A 15,941-nucleotide genomic window follows, 5' to 3' on the forward strand; every position below is an offset into this window, starting at 1 on the left:
TTCATCCCACTGAACCGTTTCATGCCTCGGAGTCGAAGGCAAGCGGCGGCAGCGATAAACCATCCTCGCCCGTTGTTACGTCTGGGCACGACCCGTTCTCCTCCGCCTCGGCCTCAGGACTTCCATCCAGCAGTACACCGATGAAGTCCGGGATGCAGGACATCACGGTGCGGAATCAACCGGGTCATTACACGATCAAGGGTGCGCCTGATGAGCATGGGCTCCAGGAACTTTACCAGCGTGATCCGGATACGGATGCGCCCATGCCTACGGGGAAATATGTGGTATCCGATGGACATGGCGGCTGGGAACTTAGTGACGCACAAGGCGCCAAGCAGGGCGCCTCAAGGAACGTTTCCACCCCTGTCTTACCGCCGCCGGCCAAGATCGATCCTGCCCAACTGGGACCGCTGAAAGAAGACGGTACTTTCCCCGGTCAGGATGGCAATAGCTATGTGCGCAGCGGCGACGGCTACCACCCGGTGAGGTACGACAAGCAGCTGCAGGGATGGCTGGCGTACGATCCGAGTCGGCCCCATGACCCCACCCAAAGCATGACCGTGAAGCTCGATGGCAACGGCGGCGCAGAGCCGTTGCCCAAGGCGGAGCTTAAAGGTGGCATGGATGACCAACCATGGGGTAGGGCGTTGCAGGCAAAGAGTAATTGGGAAGCTGCCGTTGCCAAGCACAGGAGCTCAGCTGTTCGAGCCGACTACGCTGCCTCGCGTTCTCATGAGGCTGGAGAAGGGTTTAGAGAGAGAGCGGTGAAGTACGAGCAAGCGCAAGCATTGCGTGATCAGCAATCCGATCCTCGGCAACGCGAAAGTTTCCAAGCAGACGTGAGGCGAGCGAGCGCGAGCAAGCGTTATTGGGAGCTGAAATACAAGGACGCTGAAAAAGCGGTGCATTCTTCAAGTCAAGCGGTTGCAGATGCCTCCCGAGAACAGCGGGGGGCCTTTAATGAATTCCATTCGGCGCTGAAAGATGCCTATCGCCAGCCGCGTTGACGAAAATATCCCCATGACAGCCTGACTGCCGGCTTGTCCCATTCGGGGTTGCCGGTGTCAGGCACCCGAATTGGTGGAATACCGCAAAGAGCCCCAGGCTACGCCGCCGGTTCGATCCGCAGCGGCGGCGTCAGCACCAGGCGGAAGCAGCTTTCGCCACCCGCCATGCGCTTTTCACACGTTGCTTCAAGACCGAGGGGAGTTCTTTCATCCTCTGCTCCACCGACTGAGCTACCTGGCCAAAAGATTGCCATGCGTTGCATGGAGCCGATTATCAAATCGGATGACGGTGATTGCGTCAAGACTCCGCTTCGGGAGGTTTGTAGCCTTCGGGCGTTTTCACCTCGCCGCCGAACAGGAATTTTTCCATTTCACCACCCAGGAATTGGCGTGCCTTGGGGTCGAGCGGGTTGATGCGGTATTCGTTGATCAGCATGGTCTGGTGGGCCAGCCATTGTTGCCATGCGGGCTTGGAGATTTCCGCAAAAATGCGTTGGCCCAGCGGGCCGGGCCAGGGGGCGAAATCCAGGCCTTCGGCTTCGATGCCGAGCTTGGCGCAGTGAATGGTACGGCTCATCGGGCTATCTCTTGGGGTCAGTTGGACGCAGCGGGTTCGGGCAGCGCCATCAACAACGAGCGCACCGGCGCGGGCAGGCCCAGCGCGGGCAGGTCGGGGATGGCGCACCAGCGCAAGTCGGGATTATCGGCGATTGCGTGTGCCGGTGCTGCGCTGTCGAACAGCAGCGGCTGGATCTGCAGGCGATAGTGGCTGAACACGTGCACGAAAGACGCAAGCGGCTGCGCATCGTCGATGCGCGCATGGCGTTGCGCTTCGCGCCATGCGCCGTCGGTATCTTCGGCTTCCGGCAGGCTCCACAGACCCGACCACACGCCTTGCGGGCCGCGCCGCTGCAGCAGCACGCGGCCTTCGGCGTTGCGCAGGATCAGCATGATGGTGCTGCGCGTGGGAATCGCCTTGCCGGCCTTGGGTGTGGGCAGTTGCGCGGTGAGATGGTCGCGATGCGCGATGCAATCGCCTTGCATCGGGCACATGGCGCACAAGGGGCGTGTGCGCACGCATACCGTTGCGCCGAGATCCATGACGGCTTGGGTGTAGTCGGCCGTGCGCTTGGCCGGCGTATGCGCATCGGCGTGCAGCCAGAGTTGTTTTTCGATTCCCCGCTCGCCCGGATGGCCAGCAATGCCGTGATAGCGCGTCAGCACGCGCTTGACGTTGCCGTCGAGGATGGGAAAGCGCAGCTCGTAGGCTTGCGCCAGAATCGCGCCCGCGGTGGAGCGGCCGATGCCGGGCAGCGCTGCCAATGCATCGAATTCGCGCGGCAGTTCGCCGTTGTGCTGTTCCACGCACACCTGCGCGGCGCGATGCAGAAAGCGCGCGCGGCGGTAGTAGCCCAGGCCGGACCACAATGCGAGCACGGTGTCTTCATCGGCCGCGGCCAGGTCGCGCAACGTGGGCAGTTGCGTCACGAAGCGCTGGAAATAGGGAATGACCGTGGCCACCTGTGTCTGCTGCAGCATGATCTCGGACAGCCACACGCGATAAGCGTCGCGTGGATGTTTCCATGGCAGATCGTGGCGGCCGTGGCGGTCGAACCAGGTAAGCAGGGCGGAAGCGAAAGGAGTCACTGCGGATTCGGTTCGACAGGTTTGGGGGGAGTTGCGGTGCTTTCCGATGCGGCGGGCACGGCATCGCCGGTCTGCACGCTCAGGCCCTCGATGTGGACCTTGCCGACGTCAAGCTTGGCCATGTCGATCTGCCCATTGCCGGGCGGTGTGGACAGCTTGGGTCCTTGTGGACTGGTGAGCTGGTTCCACCACTGCACCAGCGCGAGCGGCGGCAGTTGCAGATCGATGTGGTTGTCGGCGCCGAGCAGTTTCAGATGCAGCAGCAAGGGCTTGCCTTGCGCAGGGGGCATAAGCAGCACGGTGGCATCGTAGTCGCCTTCATCGGCGAGATGGAAGTTGCCGTGCAATTGCATCGATGCATTCGCCAAGCCCGCCCAGCGCGCGTGGCCGGTCAGGTGCAAACGGGTGGCGCTGCTGTCGGTCACGTGGATGTCGATGGCATCGAGTTTCAATGCGCCATCGGCAATGTTCGGCACGCTGGAGAGTTTCCATTGCAGCGGCGTGCCGTCGGTTTCCTTGGCGGACAGGTTCACCCAGAAGGCTTGGCCTGGCGCGAGGCGTCCGGTGTCGAGCGACACATCGCTCAACCATTCGCTGTTGTCCTGCACCACGCTGCCATTGCGGATGCGCACGCCGGTGACGATGCGTGGAATTTCTTCCGGCACCATCGTCGATTGCGGCGGCAGGTCCATCAGCCAGGCTTGCAGCGCGCCCAGATCCACGCGCGGCGAATTGATCTGCATGCGCGAAATCTCCACCTGGCGTCCGAGCAGCGTGCGCCATGGCAGCACCAGCCGGCCGTTGGCGGCCAGCAGAATCGGCAGGGCGTTGGGGCCGGCGTGGCTCGCGGTGAGCGTGATGCCTTCCAGTTGCAGGGCGGGGCGCGGAAACAGCGTAGGGCTGGCAGGGCTGGAGAGCGTGAGCTGCAGGCCGGCTTGATCGGCCTGTTTTTTTAACATGGCGGTAAAGCGATCGGGCTGCAGCAGCAGGTACAGCGCCACCACTAACACCAGCGCGATGGCGCCGGCGATGCTGGCGAGGGTGATCAGCAGTAATCGCAGTGGGCGCGGGATCGTCATCAGGCTCGCGTGAAATCGGCGGGCAGCAAACCGTCCACATAGGCATCGGCATCGAACACGCGCAGGTCCGTGGCGGTTTCACCCAGGCCGACGAAACGGATCGGCAAACCGAACTCGCGCGCCAGTGCGAACACCACGCCGCCCTTGGCGGTGCCATCGAGCTTGGTGACCACCAGGCCGGTAACGCCGACGATCTGCCGGAACTGGCGCACCTGGCTCACCGCATTCTGGCCGGTGGTGCCGTCGATCACCATCAGCACTTCGTGGGGCGCTTCCTGGTCGAGTTTCTTGAGTACGCGGGCGATCTTGCCCAGTTCATCCATCAGGCCGCTTTGCGTGTGCAGCCGGCCGGCGGTGTCGGCGATCAGCACGTCGGCGTTGCGCGAACGCGCCGCCTGCAGCGCATCGAAGATCACGCTGGCGGCGTCCGCATCCTGGCCTTGTGAAATCACCGGCACCTGGTTGCGCTCACCCCAGGTCTTGAGCTGTTCCACCGCCGCGGCGCGGAAAGTGTCGCCGGCGGCCAGCAGCACTTGGCGTTTTTCGTCGCGCCAGCGCCGCGCCAGCTTGCCGATGGTGGTGGTCTTGCCGACGCCGTTGATGCCGACGGTGAGCACCACGAAGGGCTTGTGGCCATCGATGCTCAGTGGTTTTTGCACCGGCTTGAGCAGCGCCACCAGCTCCTGCCGCAGCGCTTGCAGCAGGGCATTGGCGTCGGCGAACTCGCGCTTGTGCATGCGCTTGCGCAGGTTTTCCACCAGCGCGGTGCTGGCTTCGATGCCGACGTCGGCGGTGATCAGCGTGGTTTCCAGTTCGTCCAGCAGGCTGTCGTCCAGCTTGGGATGGCGGGAGAACAGCGAGGACAAGCCGCGCGCAAAGCCGCTGCCCGACAGGCGCTCGCGCCAGCTGCGCTTGGCTGATGTTGCGTCGGCCGCGGGTTCGACGGGGGCAAGCGCTTCTACCAAGGATGCTTCCGGCTCGGGCGCCTGCTCTGCTTCGGCGGGCGCTTGGGTGGTCACTTCCTCGGTTTCCCCGGCGCCCTGGTCGGCGGGCTTCTTTTTCCAGAACTTGAGCATGAGGGGCGTGCTTCAAAGACAATAGGCGACAATAGAGGAATGCTAACACCCCGACCCGTACCGTCCGCTGAGGGCGCCCGTGCATGAAGGCGGCGCCCGGTCGAATCCGCATCATCGGCGGCCATCTGCGCAATTCGCGCTTGAACGTGCGCGATCTTCCTGGCTTGCGGCCCACGCCCGAGCGCGTGCGCGAAACCCTGTTCAACTGGCTGGCACCGACCATCGCCGGTGTGCGGGCGCTGGACCTGTGTGCCGGTACCGGCGCGCTGGGCATCGAGGCGCTGTCGCGCGGCGCGGCGGCCTTGCAGTTCGTGGAGCCGGAGCGAGCCGCGGCGGATGCGCTGCGCGAGAATCTTGCGCGCCTGAAAGCGCAAGGCGCGGACGTGGCGATGGTGGACGCCATGCATTTTCTGCGCGGCACACCGCGGCCGTTTGGGCTGGTGTTTCTCGATCCGCCGTTTGCCTTGCAGCTTTGGACGCCGCTGGCGCAGCAACTGGAGCAGAGCGGCTGGCTGGCCGATGGCGCGCAGGTTTATGTGGAAGCGCCGCGCGACGCCGCCTTCGCATTGCCGTCGAACTGGATGTTGCACCGCGAGGGACATGCCGGCGAGGTGCGCTATGCGCTCTATCGCCGCTTGCAGACCGTTCCGCTAAGCTAGTGGTTTCCCGCCCGCCCTGCCTTCTAAGTGAATCAGCCGCCGGTCAATCAACGCCTCGCCGTCTATCCGGGCACCTTCGACCCGATCACCAATGGCCATGCGGATCTCGTTGCGCGCGCAGCGCCATTGTTCGAACGGATTATCGTTGCCGTGGCCGACAGCCCAAACAAGGGCAAGGGGCCGGGGTTCTCCCTGCAGGAACGCATCACGCTGGCGCGCTTGGCGCTGGCCGATCTGCCCAACGTGGAAGTATGCGGTTTCGACTGCCTGCTGGCCCAATTGGTCAGTGAGCTCGGCGCCGGGGTGATCATCCGCGGCCTGCGCGCGGTATCGGATTTCGAATACGAATTTCAGCTGGCGAGCATGAATCGTCATCTTATTCCGCAGGCCGAGACGCTATTCTTGACGCCGGCCGAGCAGTACAGCTTTATTTCTTCCTCGCTGGTTCGCGAAATCGGCCGCCTCGGCGGCGATATCTCCGGTTTCGTGCATCCCGCGGTCCAACAGGCCATGCGGCAGCGCTGGCAAAAAAAGCAACCCGAAACCGAAGGGGACAACTATGCGTAAACTCACTCTCGTCGCCACCGCCCTTGCGTTGACCGGCTGCCTGGCTTTGTCTGCCTGCAACAACCAGCAGGACAACGACAAGCAGCAGGCGCAGGAGCAGCCACAACAGCTGAGCAAGCCCACCGATCCGAACGACACCAAGGCTTGGGGCGCCTACCTCGGCCAGATCGTGCAGAAGAACATGCAGGGCATGACCGCCCCGCAGCCGTATGCCTACCTGGTGCCGGCCGGCGACACCGACGACGCGAAGGACGCGCGCGACCGCCAGCTCAGCAACATCCAGGACATCGTGGCCCGCGGCGTGTTGCCGGGCAACCTGCTCGCCATCGGCGGGCCGGATTCGAGCAAGACGGCTGAGGTGGTCACCACCGCCTTCAAGGGGGCCAAGGCCGGTTCCTTCAAGGGCGTGATCGTGGTCGTGATCGGCGACAAGGCTGATGAGCAGAGCGTGGAAGACGTGCTCAAGCCGACCGACGCGACGATCCGCTACGTAGAGATGTAAGGCAACATCAAGCGCCCTCTCTCCCGCATCCGAGGGAGAGGGCGGCGCAGGCCGGGATGACCATCCCAGCATCGCCATGCACGCCCATGCCGGGATTCGGCCACGCCTCGTCCCAGCCTACCTTCAAGGTTGCTGCTCTGCACAACCATCCAGCCGGCCCATGTAGACTATCCGGGCATGTCTCTCAAGATCCTCGATACCTGCGTCAACTGCGACGTCTGCGAACCCGTCTGCCCGAACAAGGCGATTTCGCTCGGCGAGGAGTACTACGTCATCGATCCCGCGTTGTGCACCGAGTGTGTCGGCCATCACGATGAGCCGCAATGCGTGGTCGTGTGTCCGGTGGAATGCATCATCATCGATCCCGCGCGCACCGAAACGCGCGGGCAGCTCGAAGACAAATACAAACATCTGATGGAGGCCAAGGGATGAAGCTTGCGTTGCGTTGGCGTGTACTGCTGGTGGGTTTTCTACTGGGGACGAGCGGTCTATGCGTCGCCGACCAGCCCACCGGATCCATTCATGCGGTACAGCTGGCGCAGCGTCCCGGCCATGCCGGCATCGCCAGCGCCAACAAGCTTGCGACCGAAGCCGGCTTTGAAGTGCTCGCCAAGGGTGGCAATGCGTTCGATGCGGCGATCGCCGTGGCGTCCACGCTGTCGGTAGTGGAGCCGGAAAGCTCCGGTCTCGGTGGCGGCTTCATGGCAACGATGTATGTCGCTGCCGGCAAGCGCAATGTGTTTATCGATGCACGCGAAATGGCGCCCGCGGCGGTCAATCCGAAGGACTACCTCAATCCGGATGGCTCGCCCAATCGTGATGCCGCGCTGAAGGGGCCGCTGTCGGCCGGCATTCCCGGCGAGCCCGCGGGCCTGGTGTGGCTGGCCAAGCACTACGGAAAACTGCCGCTCTCCGCGTCGTTGGCGCCGGCCATCCGTATCGCGCGCGATGGTTTCAAGCCGGACGACCGCTTGCTCGGCGCCATCAGGGAAGAACAGAAAAACCTCGAGCGCTGGCCTGCTTCTGCCGAGAAATTCCTGCCCGGCGGTAAGCCGCCGGCAGCCGGTGAGATCTGGCGCGATCCGGGCCAGGCACAGACGCTGGAGCTGCTGGCGAACGATGGCGATGCCGGTTTCTACAGCGGCGAAACCGCGCAGAAGCTGATCGACGCCGTGCACGAAGCGGGCGGCAACTGGACGCTGAAGGACCTGGCTTCCTATCGCGTGAAAGAGCGCACGCCGATCACCATCGACTATCGCGGCTACAAGATCATCACCGCACCGCCGCCGTCGTCCGGTGGCGTGGCCATCGCCGAGATTCTCAATATTCTGTCCGGCTTCGATCTGGCCAAGCTGGATGAAGCGCACCGCGTGCATCTGGTGATCGAAGCGATGCGCCGTGCATACCGCGATCACAACGATTACCTGGGTGACCCGGATTTCGTGAAGATGCCGCTGGACATGCTGCTGTCGCCGTATTACGCCGACGGCCTGCGCCAGAGCATCCTGCCGGACAAGGCCACGCCTTCCTCGATGCTGGCGCCGACCAATGGCGAAGATCCCGGCATGCATACCACGCATTTCTCGATCATCGATGCCGACGGCAACATGGTCGCGATCACCTCCACCGTGAACTACCTGCTGGGTTCCACGTTCGTTGCCAAGGGCACCGGCGTGCTGCTCAACGACGAGATGGACGATTTCGCGCTGGTGCCGAACAAGCCGAACGTGTATGGCTTACTGGGCAGCAAGGCGAATGCGCCCGAGCCGGGCAAGCGCATGCTGTCGTCAATGTCGCCGAGCATCGTGATCGGCCCGGATCGCACGGCGGTGATCGGTTCGCCCGGCGGTTCCACCATCATCACCCAGGTGCTGGAAGGCATCCTCGCCTTCATTGATGGAGGCGATGCGCACCAGGTGGTGGCGAAGAAACGTTTCCATCATCAGTTCATGCCGGATGTCGTCATGGTCGAGCCTGGCGCCTTCGATGCGGCGACCACCAATGCGCTGACGCAGATGGGCTATACCTTCAAGGAGCGCAACCCATGGGGCTTCATGAACGTGGTGATCTGGGATCGGCGCACCAACAAGCTCGATGCAGCGAGCGATCCGCGCAGGGATGATGGCTTGGGCAAGGTGCAGTAAGCGCTGTCCTTTCGAAACCAAGATGGCGAAGCAGACTGGGATGAGCAAATGCGAATCCCGGCACCGCCAACCTCCACCCGCTGGGATTCGGCTGCGCTTCGTCCCGGCCTATGCGACCCGAATGCGGTTTTCCGGAATTCGTCATGCAACTGTGGTCCCTCAACGGCAACACCCAAAAGCTCGATGGCGGCGCCATGTTCGGCAATGCGCCGAAGGCCATGTGGTCGCGCTGGATCGAGCCGGACGAGTCCAACCGCATTCCGCTCGCCTGCCGCTGCCTGCTGGCCAAGGACCTGGAAGGCCGCAATGTGCTGTTCGAAACCGGTATCGGCGCATTCTTTGAACCGGGGCTGCGCGAACGCTACGGCGTGGTGGAAAGCCGGCACGTGCTGCTTGAGTCGTTGGCGGCCCTGGGCTTGTCGCACGAAGACATCGACGTAGTGGTGCTGTCGCATCTGCACTTCGACCATGCTGGCGGCTTGCTTGCAGCGTGGGAAGAGGGGCAGTCAGCGCGGTTGTTGTTCCCGCACGCGCGGTTCCTGGTGGGCGCCCAGCATTGGCAGCGTGCGTTGAAGCCGCATCCGCGCGATCGCGCTTCTTTCATCCCCGAATTGCAGCAACTGTTGCAGGACTGCGGTCGGCTGGAACTGGTCGCGGGTGAATACTCGCAGACGCTGGGGCGGACGGTGCGCTTCTACTTCTCCGATGGCCACACGCCGGGCCTGATGCTGTCCGAAGTGGCTGGCGTGGTTTTTTGCGCGGACCTGATTCCCGGGCGCTCCTGGGTGCACCTGCCGATCACCATGGGTTACGACCGCTATCCGGAAGCACTCATCGATGAAAAGCGGGCGTTTCTTGAAGACAAGTTGGCGCGCAACGTGCGACTGTTCTTTACGCATGATCACGCTTGCGCCATCGCACGCGTGACACGCGACGAGCGTGGGCGGTATGGTACGACCGACGAGCAGCCCGAACTGAGCGGCATCGTTTAAGCCATCTATTGACCCAAGCCGGAGGTTCGATGAGCGGCGAGCGCAAGCCACTCTCCATCCGTGAACTGCTATTGCCTGCATTGGGTGCAGTGCTATTGCTGCTCGGTGCAGGAGTTGGGGCGGTGGTCGAACGAGGCTTGCTCGACTACAGCGCGCAGATGAAACGCCATGGCGGCGACGTGCTGGACCTGGGCACCCGTGGCCTCCCCGACGCCGGCATGCAGGGTTTCATGGTGCGCGTGGTCGGCCCCTTGCAGGTGGTGGAGGCGCCCCTCGATCAGCAGTTCAACCAGCAGACCGACCAGCCGGTGCTGATCCGCCACGTGCAGATGTTCCAATGGCGCGAGCTGCGCTACGGCGGCGAGCCAACCTATGAGATGGATTGGCAGGACCATCCCATCGATTCCAGCCACTTCCTGCATCCGGAAGGGCATACCAACCCAGGCAAATTTGCCCTTGAGGGCGCGCAGTTCGAGGCGGGCCTGGTGCGCGTGAACAACTTCGTGCTCACCCCGGCATTGGTGCATGCCTTGACCGGCAGCCAGCCAGTTGCGCCGGATCTGCGACGGTTGCCGAGCAATCTTGCTGCGAGTTTCAGCCTCTATGACGGTGGCCTGGTCACCAGCCCCGAGCCGTCCCATCCGCAAGTGGGCGACCTGCGCGTGACATGGGAAGCCGTGCCGGTGCAAACCGTCACCATCGTGGCGAAGGTGGACGGCAACAAGCTGGTGCCTGCCGACGATGCGACGGATGGCATCGGCTATGCGGTGCAGTCTGGCGACGTGCCGCTCTCGGTGATTTATCCCGATACGCCGCTGCCGCCGGAGTATCCGTGGTTCCGCCGTGTGTTGGCGGTATTGCTCGCGGGGCTGGGGGCCAGCCTGCTGTTGCGCTGGCACTATCGGCGTGTCGATCCCATGCTCGCGCCGGCTATTGCCGTGTTGGTGATTGGCGCCGTCGATGCGGTGTTGTGGCTGGGCAACGACAACGCGACTGCAGCCGTCTGGTTTGGCTTGGCGGTGGTTGGCGCGGCCCTGGCGTTCTGGCGGGTGCGAGCGCTGAAGGCGGTTAGCTAGCCCCGGTTTGGGTTGGAGCGGAGGCGATTGGGGCGCGCCGCGTTCTTCCTGTTGAAGACATGCAGTTGCGTCCAGCAAAAAGGCTGTATTCGCGGGTGTAGGCCGGAGTTGCTGAAAATTCCACTACCTCCGGGCCACCGTTGGCGATCCAGTCGGGTCATTCGTCAGACCGATGATGACTTCGGGGTAGCCATTGGCGGGGTCTGTTTTCAACGATAACCATCAAAAGCGACTGGCTTGGTGCCACCCCTACGTGTGGAGAAGCCAGTCGCTTTGATGGTTCTTATCGCAGCACAAGCCTTCGCAAGTACTACTTGCTTCCCCCGGCTTTTAGCAGCACTTGGGTGGCCGACGCGTTGATCGAATAAGTGGCGCAGGTTCCTGGGTTGGTTCCGGTGACGGTTTCCTGATAAGGCCTGCCCTGGTAGTAACCGATCGGCGCGTTATATAGGACGCTGATATAGGTACGGCTGGCGCAACTGATATTGCCGTTGTACCACTCGGCCCAGGCGACATTACCCGGCGCGATCAAGCCCCAAGAACTGGGGACGGTGACCACGCCGATGACGGTTGTCGCCCCCGTCGTGCCGTCCGTGACGGTGCCGGTCCAGGTTTCGGTCTGGGCTAGCGGGTTGGTCGCAGTCTGCTGCGCGCTGAAGGTGTAGTTGCGACCGATCACCCAGGCATAAGGGATGTGGCAGCTGGTTCCAGCGCCGCCATCCGCACCTGTAACACAGGAAGAGTATGAACTGCTGGTGCCGTTGCCGAAGAAACTGAACAATGCCATCTGTCCAATCTGACCATTCGGCAGCGCGCCATTCGGCTGCAGGCCGAAATAGAAACTACCTGTCTGATTGAAAGACGACTGCTGTGCCCAGTACCAGTAAGGCCTTGGGTTGGAACCTAGCTCTTGGACCTGCACCGTCCATTGGTAAGTGTCGTAACCGCTTACCGCTGGCCGACTGAATTCAATCGATGGCGTCAAGCTGGAATCGCCCGCATTGTTCTGTGCCCATGCGGTCGACAGGGTCAACGGCATGGCGATCAGCAAAGCAGCTACCGATCTTGTGATATGTCTTGCGCTGGAGTTCATGAAAACTTCCCTTCTGTTAGACATGTAGGGGGGCTTGCAAAGTATGGTTCTGGGGCACGATGCCGCGGTATGCCAAGGCCTCCTCGCACGTGGTCAGAGCATGCAAGTGCGCCATGTCGGTGTGCACCTTCAAAGCACTTCTGTCTGCGGGGCATTGGCGCAAGCGTCAGCTACTGGGGATTTCTCGGTAGTTCAGCAAGAGATGCAAACCGCCACCGTCGTGGCGAAGGTGGACGGCAACAAGCCGGTGCCTGCCGACGACCTCCCAGCCCCCCGCCGCTGGCCAGAATTTGCCTTTGAATCATGGGGCCGCACTGTCCCTGCGCGATGGCGCTTTGCGCCCGGCGAAAAAGGCCGCTTTCACCCCCTTGCGCCGCGGTCAGGTTTGGACTAAAACGTATATGAACATACGTTTTGCTAATGAACATGGCGGCGATGTCGCAAGGAGCGGAAACGGCATCGCGGGGAGCTGAAAAGGGCACTCACAGATGGGTGCACGGATTCCAGGCCATCGAGGGTGGCCCGGACTCATGAATCGGACCCGTGGTACTGGGTGATAGAGCGAGGCCTTCCTGACTTCCCTGTTTCTCAGTCGGTGCTCGAAAGAGCCTGATGATCGACCTGCATTTTGGGGGCACCTCAAATGCGCAATACCAAATGTTTCAAGCTGGTAAGGAAGTGGAAGGTATCGCTCAAGCGCACGCGCGCAGCGGAAGATGGCGGCGCTCCGAGTCATCGATGCCGGAATGCCGCTTTTCAGACCCACACCGCGTGCCCGCACGAGGAGGAAGGTGCAGCAAGAAGGTATACCTGCATCCGTGGCGACAAATTACCCGGCGCGCTCCCGCCATGTCGGGGCCGCAGCATCGGCCACGAGTTGGTCGATAACGCGCGGGTGTTCAGCGCGCTGTCGCACGACGTGGTCAAGCTGATCGACGCCGTAGAGCAGACCACCTCAAAGCTGTTTCCGTCGCACGCGGCGGATCATCAGGACGCGCAGCATTTTTCACTGCTGGCCAGCCAGGTTTTGAAGCACGCCCAGCGCGGCTCGGCCACCTGCAAGCACATCGACACCATCATCGCCGACAGCGTGGATCGCATTCGCCAGGGCATCATGGTGATGGAGCAGGCAGGCCTGCAAATGCTCCAGATCATCGATTCGGTGATTCAGGCCGCCGAGGTTACCGCCTTCATGGGCAAGCCGAATCAAGCGGTTTCCCAGCACCTGGACACTGCCGAAACGTATGACGAGGACGAAGAGGGCAAGCTGCTGCAGCAGGAAAGCGCGTTGGCCGTACAGGATCTCAAATCCTGGGCGCTCGTGTTGAAAAGGAATCTGCAAACGCTGCGCTTGTCCGAACGCGATGAGTGCGCTTGCACCGTACAGCAGGTCGACGATGGCGCCAGGGGCAGCGTGCTGGGATGAACTCCCCGCCTGCATCCTGCGATGTACAAAACGAATGACGATTGAAGACTTGTGCGGCAATCCTCCCCTGGCAACAGGGGAGGAAGGAGATTCAACCGAACAACTCCGCATGCTCGATCAACCATAACCCGGCGAATAGTTTCGGATCGACCGAGTAGCCGTCCTTGGCGCGCGCCACCAGCCATGCGCCGGCTTCTTGCCGTGGCACCTCGTGCACGATGATGTTCTCGGTGATGTCGCCGCCGCCATCGCTTACTTTGACCAGGTCGTGTGCGCGCACGAATGCGATGATCTCGTTGCTCATGCCGGACGACGATGGCCCCTCGTGCACGAAGGTGACGTGGCTGCAGCGGTAGCCGGTTTCTTCTTCCAGTTCGCGTTGCGCGGCGACCAGCGCGCCTTCGTGTTCCTGGTCGGCCAGGTCGCCGACCAGGCCAGCCGGCATCTCGATGGTGAACTGCTGCACGGCCACGCGGTACTGCTCCACGAACAGCAGCTTGTCTTCCGGCGTTACCGCCAGAATGATCACCGCGCCGCCGGGATTGCTGCGTTCGGCATATTCCCACCGCCCGCGGCGGCGCAGGCGTAGCCAGCGGCCCTGGTAAAGCGTTTCCTCGGGAGCGTTGGCGTCTTCGGGTTTGCGGTTGATGTCGTTCATGCGAATGTCTGCTTGAAATCAGAGGCTGGTGAGCGCGCGCAGCCGGCTACGCGTGAGCGGGCCGAAGCGAAGCTGTTCGCACAAAGCGTCGAGCGTGCCGATGCCGCGTTGGCGCACCAGTCCATCGAAGCCGCTTTCGATGGGAGCGTCCAGCGCGATGCGCGTCAGCCGGCGGTACAGTCGCGCCGCGTCGGCGTGTTGGCGCAATTTTGCGGCGCAACTGGCGGCACCACGCAAGCGCAGGAACGCGACTTCATCGACGCGATCGAGCAGTTCATCCAGGCTGCCGAAATGTGCGAGCAACGCGGCGGCTGTTTTCGCGCCGACGCCGGGCACGCCGGGAATGTTGTCGACGGCGTCGCCGCATAGCGCCAGGAAATCCGCCACTTGGTGCGGATGCACGCCCAGCCGCTCGAACACGCCGGCCGGCCCCCAGCGCAGGTTACGTGCGAAATCCCATTGCTCATCGTGTTCGCCGAGCAACTGGCCGAAATCTTTGTCTGCCGACACAATCACGCTGCGAAAGCCGTGTGCGCGCAAGCTCCACAACGTGCTGCCGATCAGATCGTCCGCCTCGAAGCTGTGATCGATCAGCACGCGAATGCCGAGCGCTTCGGTGACCGCGCGGCATTGCACGAACTGCCGTTCCAGGTCCGGCGGCGGCAGTTCACGGTTCGCCTTGTAGGCTGGATAGATCGCATTGCGAAACGACGTGGTGAGCGAAGCATCGAACGCCACCGCCAGATGCGAAGGATCTTCGCGTTCCAGCAATTCGCACAGGAAGCGTGTGTAACCATGCACCGCGTTGACCGGATGGCCATCGATATCGTGAAATTCATCCGGCATCGAATGCCAGGCACGGAACACGTACAGGCTGCCGTCGATGAGATGCGCGGTGGGCAACGCCACGATCAGCCTCTCCACTCGCTGAAGAGATCATCCAGCCTGGGGCGATCGCGATCGGGAATCTCGGCCTGTGGCGTGCCGATGTGCACGAAGCCGATCACGCATTCCTGCTCGGACAGGCCGAGCAGGCTGGCCACTTCGGCGTCGTATGCCGCCCAGCCGGTGAGCCATTGCGCACCGAAACCCAGCGCATAAGCGCCCAGCAGGATGTTGTAGGCGACATTGCCGGCGCATAGCTTCTGTTCGATTTCCAGAATGCCGGCGTCGTGGTCGATGCGCGCCACCACCGCGATCACCAGTGGTGCGAAGGTGTAGCGCTGGCGTTCTTTCTCGCGCTTGGATTCGGGCAGATCCGGATCGCGCCGGATGGCGCGCTCAGCCAGTAGTGCGCCGAACGTCAGCTTGGCTTCGCCGCGCAGGGCGATCAGACGGAACGGCACCAGCTTGCCGTGATCAGGTACGCGAATCGCCGCTTCCAGCAAGCTGCGCAAGGTGGCGGCATCGGGCGCGGGTTCGCCGAGCTGGCGGGAGGGTGCGGAATGGCGTTGCTGCAGCAGGGAGAGTGCGTCGAGCATGCGGAGGCCGGGTGGGGAAAACGCTTATGCTACAACCGTCTGCGTGTGCATCACGATGCAGGCTATTTATCCCTTGGCCATCGCCAGGCCGAATCCGTCAGGCAGCAGCGCTGCCACCGTGGTGTGTCGCTCGGCGCCTTGCGTGTTTCCCAGCAGTACCGGCATGTCGGCTGCGCACAATTCGGCCAGCACCTGCCGGCAGGAACCGCAGGGCGTGACGGGATCGGGCGTGTCTGCAATGACGGCGATGGCGCTGAAGTCACCGGGCTTGCAGCCGGCGGCGATGGCGCTGAAAAGTGCCGTGCGTTCGGCGCAATTGCACAAGCCGTAGGCGGCGTTTTCAACGTTGCAGCCGGAAAACACGCGGCCATCCTTCGCCTGCAGCGCGGCGCCGACTTGAAAACGGGAATAGGGCGCATACGCCAGTTCACGCGCGCGGCGCGCCAGGTCCAACAGCGTGGTGCCGGCGATCTGCTCGAGCATCGGGTGTCCTCGTAGCCCCTCGGGCTAGCCAGTCTAACCCGCCCATCAGCT

The 15,941-nt window shown here is 62.8% G+C and carries 18 protein-coding genes; 9 read left to right on the forward strand and 9 right to left on the reverse strand.

Annotated features, from left to right (window positions below):
• On the forward strand, nucleotides 1–1,007 hold a 1,007-nt coding region (locus tag VMA74_RS01765; protein ID WP_325364222.1), incomplete at its 5' end, for a hypothetical protein.
• 298 nt (nucleotides 1,008–1,305) lie between these two features.
• Here the strand turns inward: VMA74_RS01765 and VMA74_RS01770 are convergent.
• Genes VMA74_RS01770 through ftsY form a run of 4 tightly spaced genes read right to left on the reverse strand, consistent with a single transcriptional unit; the run spans nucleotide 1,306 to nucleotide 4,809 of the window.
• Entirely contained in the window at nucleotides 1,306–1,584 is a 279-nt protein-coding gene (locus VMA74_RS01770) for an oxidative damage protection protein (RefSeq protein ID WP_325364224.1), read from the reverse strand.
• Nucleotides 1,585–1,601: 17 nt separating this feature from the next.
• Nucleotides 1,602–2,654: an A/G-specific adenine glycosylase gene (gene mutY, locus VMA74_RS01775; protein ID WP_325364226.1), complete on the reverse strand. Its 1,053-nt coding sequence runs from the start codon at nucleotides 2,652–2,654 to the stop codon at nucleotides 1,602–1,604.
• On the reverse strand, nucleotides 2,651–3,733 hold the full coding sequence (locus VMA74_RS01780; protein WP_325364228.1) for an AsmA family protein: 1,083 nt from the start codon (nucleotides 3,731–3,733) through the stop codon (nucleotides 2,651–2,653). Before VMA74_RS01780 ends, mutY begins: the two co-directional genes overlap by 4 nt.
• Nucleotides 3,733–4,809 carry a signal recognition particle-docking protein FtsY gene (gene ftsY, locus VMA74_RS01785; protein WP_325364230.1) on the reverse strand — a complete coding sequence of 359 codons (1,077 nt, stop codon included), beginning with the start codon at nucleotides 4,807–4,809 and terminating at the stop codon, nucleotides 3,733–3,735. Before ftsY ends, VMA74_RS01780 begins: the two co-directional genes overlap by 1 nt.
• An 83-nt stretch (nucleotides 4,810–4,892) precedes the next feature.
• Here ftsY and rsmD point away from each other — a divergent pair, with 83 nt between their 5' ends.
• The 7 genes from rsmD (at nucleotide 4,893) to VMA74_RS01820 (ending at nucleotide 10,749) form a co-directional block, all read left to right on the forward strand.
• Complete coding sequence (rsmD, locus tag VMA74_RS01790; protein WP_325364232.1) at nucleotides 4,893–5,468, forward strand: 16S rRNA (guanine(966)-N(2))-methyltransferase RsmD; 576 nt, start codon at nucleotides 4,893–4,895, stop codon at nucleotides 5,466–5,468.
• Nucleotides 5,469–5,495: 27 nt separating this feature from the next.
• Nucleotides 5,496–6,035, forward strand: a complete 540-nt coding sequence (gene coaD, locus VMA74_RS01795; protein ID WP_325364234.1) for a pantetheine-phosphate adenylyltransferase — start codon at nucleotides 5,496–5,498, stop codon at nucleotides 6,033–6,035.
• Nucleotides 6,028–6,537, forward strand: coding sequence for a hypothetical protein (locus tag VMA74_RS01800; protein ID WP_325364236.1), 510 nt, complete (start codon nucleotides 6,028–6,030; stop codon nucleotides 6,535–6,537). The genes coaD and VMA74_RS01800 overlap by 8 nt, the downstream gene beginning before the upstream one ends.
• Nucleotides 6,538–6,714: 177 nt before the next feature.
• Nucleotides 6,715–6,969, forward strand: a complete 255-nt coding sequence (locus VMA74_RS01805; RefSeq protein ID WP_325364238.1) for a YfhL family 4Fe-4S dicluster ferredoxin — start codon at nucleotides 6,715–6,717, stop codon at nucleotides 6,967–6,969.
• Nucleotides 6,966–8,681: a gamma-glutamyltransferase gene (gene ggt / locus VMA74_RS01810; protein WP_325364240.1), complete on the forward strand. Its 1,716-nt coding sequence runs from the start codon at nucleotides 6,966–6,968 to the stop codon at nucleotides 8,679–8,681. Before VMA74_RS01805 ends, ggt begins: the two co-directional genes overlap by 4 nt.
• 143 nt (nucleotides 8,682–8,824) lie before the next feature.
• Nucleotides 8,825–9,673: an MBL fold metallo-hydrolase gene (locus tag VMA74_RS01815; RefSeq protein ID WP_325364242.1), complete on the forward strand. Its 849-nt coding sequence runs from the start codon at nucleotides 8,825–8,827 to the stop codon at nucleotides 9,671–9,673.
• A gap of 29 nt (nucleotides 9,674–9,702) precedes the next feature.
• Complete coding sequence (locus VMA74_RS01820) at nucleotides 9,703–10,749, forward strand: TMEM43 family protein (RefSeq protein ID WP_325364244.1); 1,047 nt, start codon at nucleotides 9,703–9,705, stop codon at nucleotides 10,747–10,749.
• Between the two features lie 310 nt (nucleotides 10,750–11,059).
• Here VMA74_RS01820 and VMA74_RS01825 read toward each other — a convergent pair whose 3' ends face one another.
• Nucleotides 11,060–11,842 carry a hypothetical protein gene (locus tag VMA74_RS01825; protein ID WP_325364246.1) on the reverse strand — a complete coding sequence of 261 codons (783 nt, stop codon included), beginning with the start codon at nucleotides 11,840–11,842 and terminating at the stop codon, nucleotides 11,060–11,062.
• A gap of 895 nt (nucleotides 11,843–12,737) precedes the next feature.
• On the opposite strand from VMA74_RS01825, the gene VMA74_RS01830 reads away from it, so the two are divergent.
• Nucleotides 12,738–13,268, forward strand: coding sequence for a hypothetical protein (locus tag VMA74_RS01830; protein WP_325364248.1), 531 nt, complete (start codon nucleotides 12,738–12,740; stop codon nucleotides 13,266–13,268).
• Between the two features lie 91 nt (nucleotides 13,269–13,359).
• On the opposite strand, the gene VMA74_RS01835 is transcribed toward VMA74_RS01830, so the two are convergent.
• The 4 genes from VMA74_RS01835 to cdd all read right to left on the reverse strand — a co-directional run bounded on the left by VMA74_RS01835 (nucleotide 13,360) and on the right by cdd (nucleotide 15,890).
• Nucleotides 13,360–13,926 carry an NUDIX hydrolase gene (locus tag VMA74_RS01835; RefSeq protein WP_325364250.1) on the reverse strand — a complete coding sequence of 189 codons (567 nt, stop codon included), beginning with the start codon at nucleotides 13,924–13,926 and terminating at the stop codon, nucleotides 13,360–13,362.
• 18 nt (nucleotides 13,927–13,944) lie between these two features.
• Complete coding sequence (locus VMA74_RS01840; protein ID WP_414649538.1) at nucleotides 13,945–14,835, reverse strand: 5'-3' exonuclease; 891 nt, start codon at nucleotides 14,833–14,835, stop codon at nucleotides 13,945–13,947.
• 2 nt (nucleotides 14,836–14,837) lie between these two features.
• On the reverse strand, nucleotides 14,838–15,407 hold the full coding sequence (locus VMA74_RS01845; RefSeq protein ID WP_325364252.1) for a nitroreductase: 570 nt from the start codon (nucleotides 15,405–15,407) through the stop codon (nucleotides 14,838–14,840).
• A gap of 66 nt (nucleotides 15,408–15,473) precedes the next feature.
• Nucleotides 15,474–15,890: a cytidine deaminase gene (gene cdd, locus VMA74_RS01850; RefSeq protein ID WP_325364254.1), complete on the reverse strand. Its 417-nt coding sequence runs from the start codon at nucleotides 15,888–15,890 to the stop codon at nucleotides 15,474–15,476.
• Nucleotides 15,891–15,941 lie beyond the last annotated feature (51 nt).

Source organism: Dyella sp. (assembly GCF_035508675.1).
Classification (GTDB): domain Bacteria; phylum Pseudomonadota; class Gammaproteobacteria; order Xanthomonadales; family Rhodanobacteraceae; genus Dyella_B.

Coding starts and splice junctions, on each gene's coding strand:
- VMA74_RS01770 (WP_325364224.1), bottom strand. CDS start 1,584: ATGAGCCGTACCATTCACTGCGCCAAGCTCGGCATCGAAGCCGAAGGC.
- VMA74_RS01780 (WP_325364228.1), bottom strand. CDS start 3,733: ATGACGATCCCGCGCCCACTGCGATTACTGCTGATCACCCTCGCCAGC.
- ftsY (WP_325364230.1), bottom strand. CDS start 4,809: ATGCTCAAGTTCTGGAAAAAGAAGCCCGCCGACCAGGGCGCCGGGGAA.
- rsmD (WP_325364232.1), top strand. CDS start 4,893: ATGAAGGCGGCGCCCGGTCGAATCCGCATCATCGGCGGCCATCTGCGC.
- VMA74_RS01800 (WP_325364236.1), top strand. CDS start 6,028: ATGCGTAAACTCACTCTCGTCGCCACCGCCCTTGCGTTGACCGGCTGC.
- VMA74_RS01805 (WP_325364238.1), top strand. CDS start 6,715: ATGTCTCTCAAGATCCTCGATACCTGCGTCAACTGCGACGTCTGCGAA.
- ggt (WP_325364240.1), top strand. CDS start 6,966: ATGAAGCTTGCGTTGCGTTGGCGTGTACTGCTGGTGGGTTTTCTACTG.
- VMA74_RS01815 (WP_325364242.1), top strand. CDS start 8,825: ATGCAACTGTGGTCCCTCAACGGCAACACCCAAAAGCTCGATGGCGGC.
- VMA74_RS01820 (WP_325364244.1), top strand. CDS start 9,703: ATGAGCGGCGAGCGCAAGCCACTCTCCATCCGTGAACTGCTATTGCCT.
- VMA74_RS01825 (WP_325364246.1), bottom strand. CDS start 11,842: ATGAACTCCAGCGCAAGACATATCACAAGATCGGTAGCTGCTTTGCTG.
- VMA74_RS01835 (WP_325364250.1), bottom strand. CDS start 13,926: ATGAACGACATCAACCGCAAACCCGAAGACGCCAACGCTCCCGAGGAA.
- VMA74_RS01845 (WP_325364252.1), bottom strand. CDS start 15,407: ATGCTCGACGCACTCTCCCTGCTGCAGCAACGCCATTCCGCACCCTCC.
- cdd (WP_325364254.1), bottom strand. CDS start 15,890: ATGCTCGAGCAGATCGCCGGCACCACGCTGTTGGACCTGGCGCGCCGC.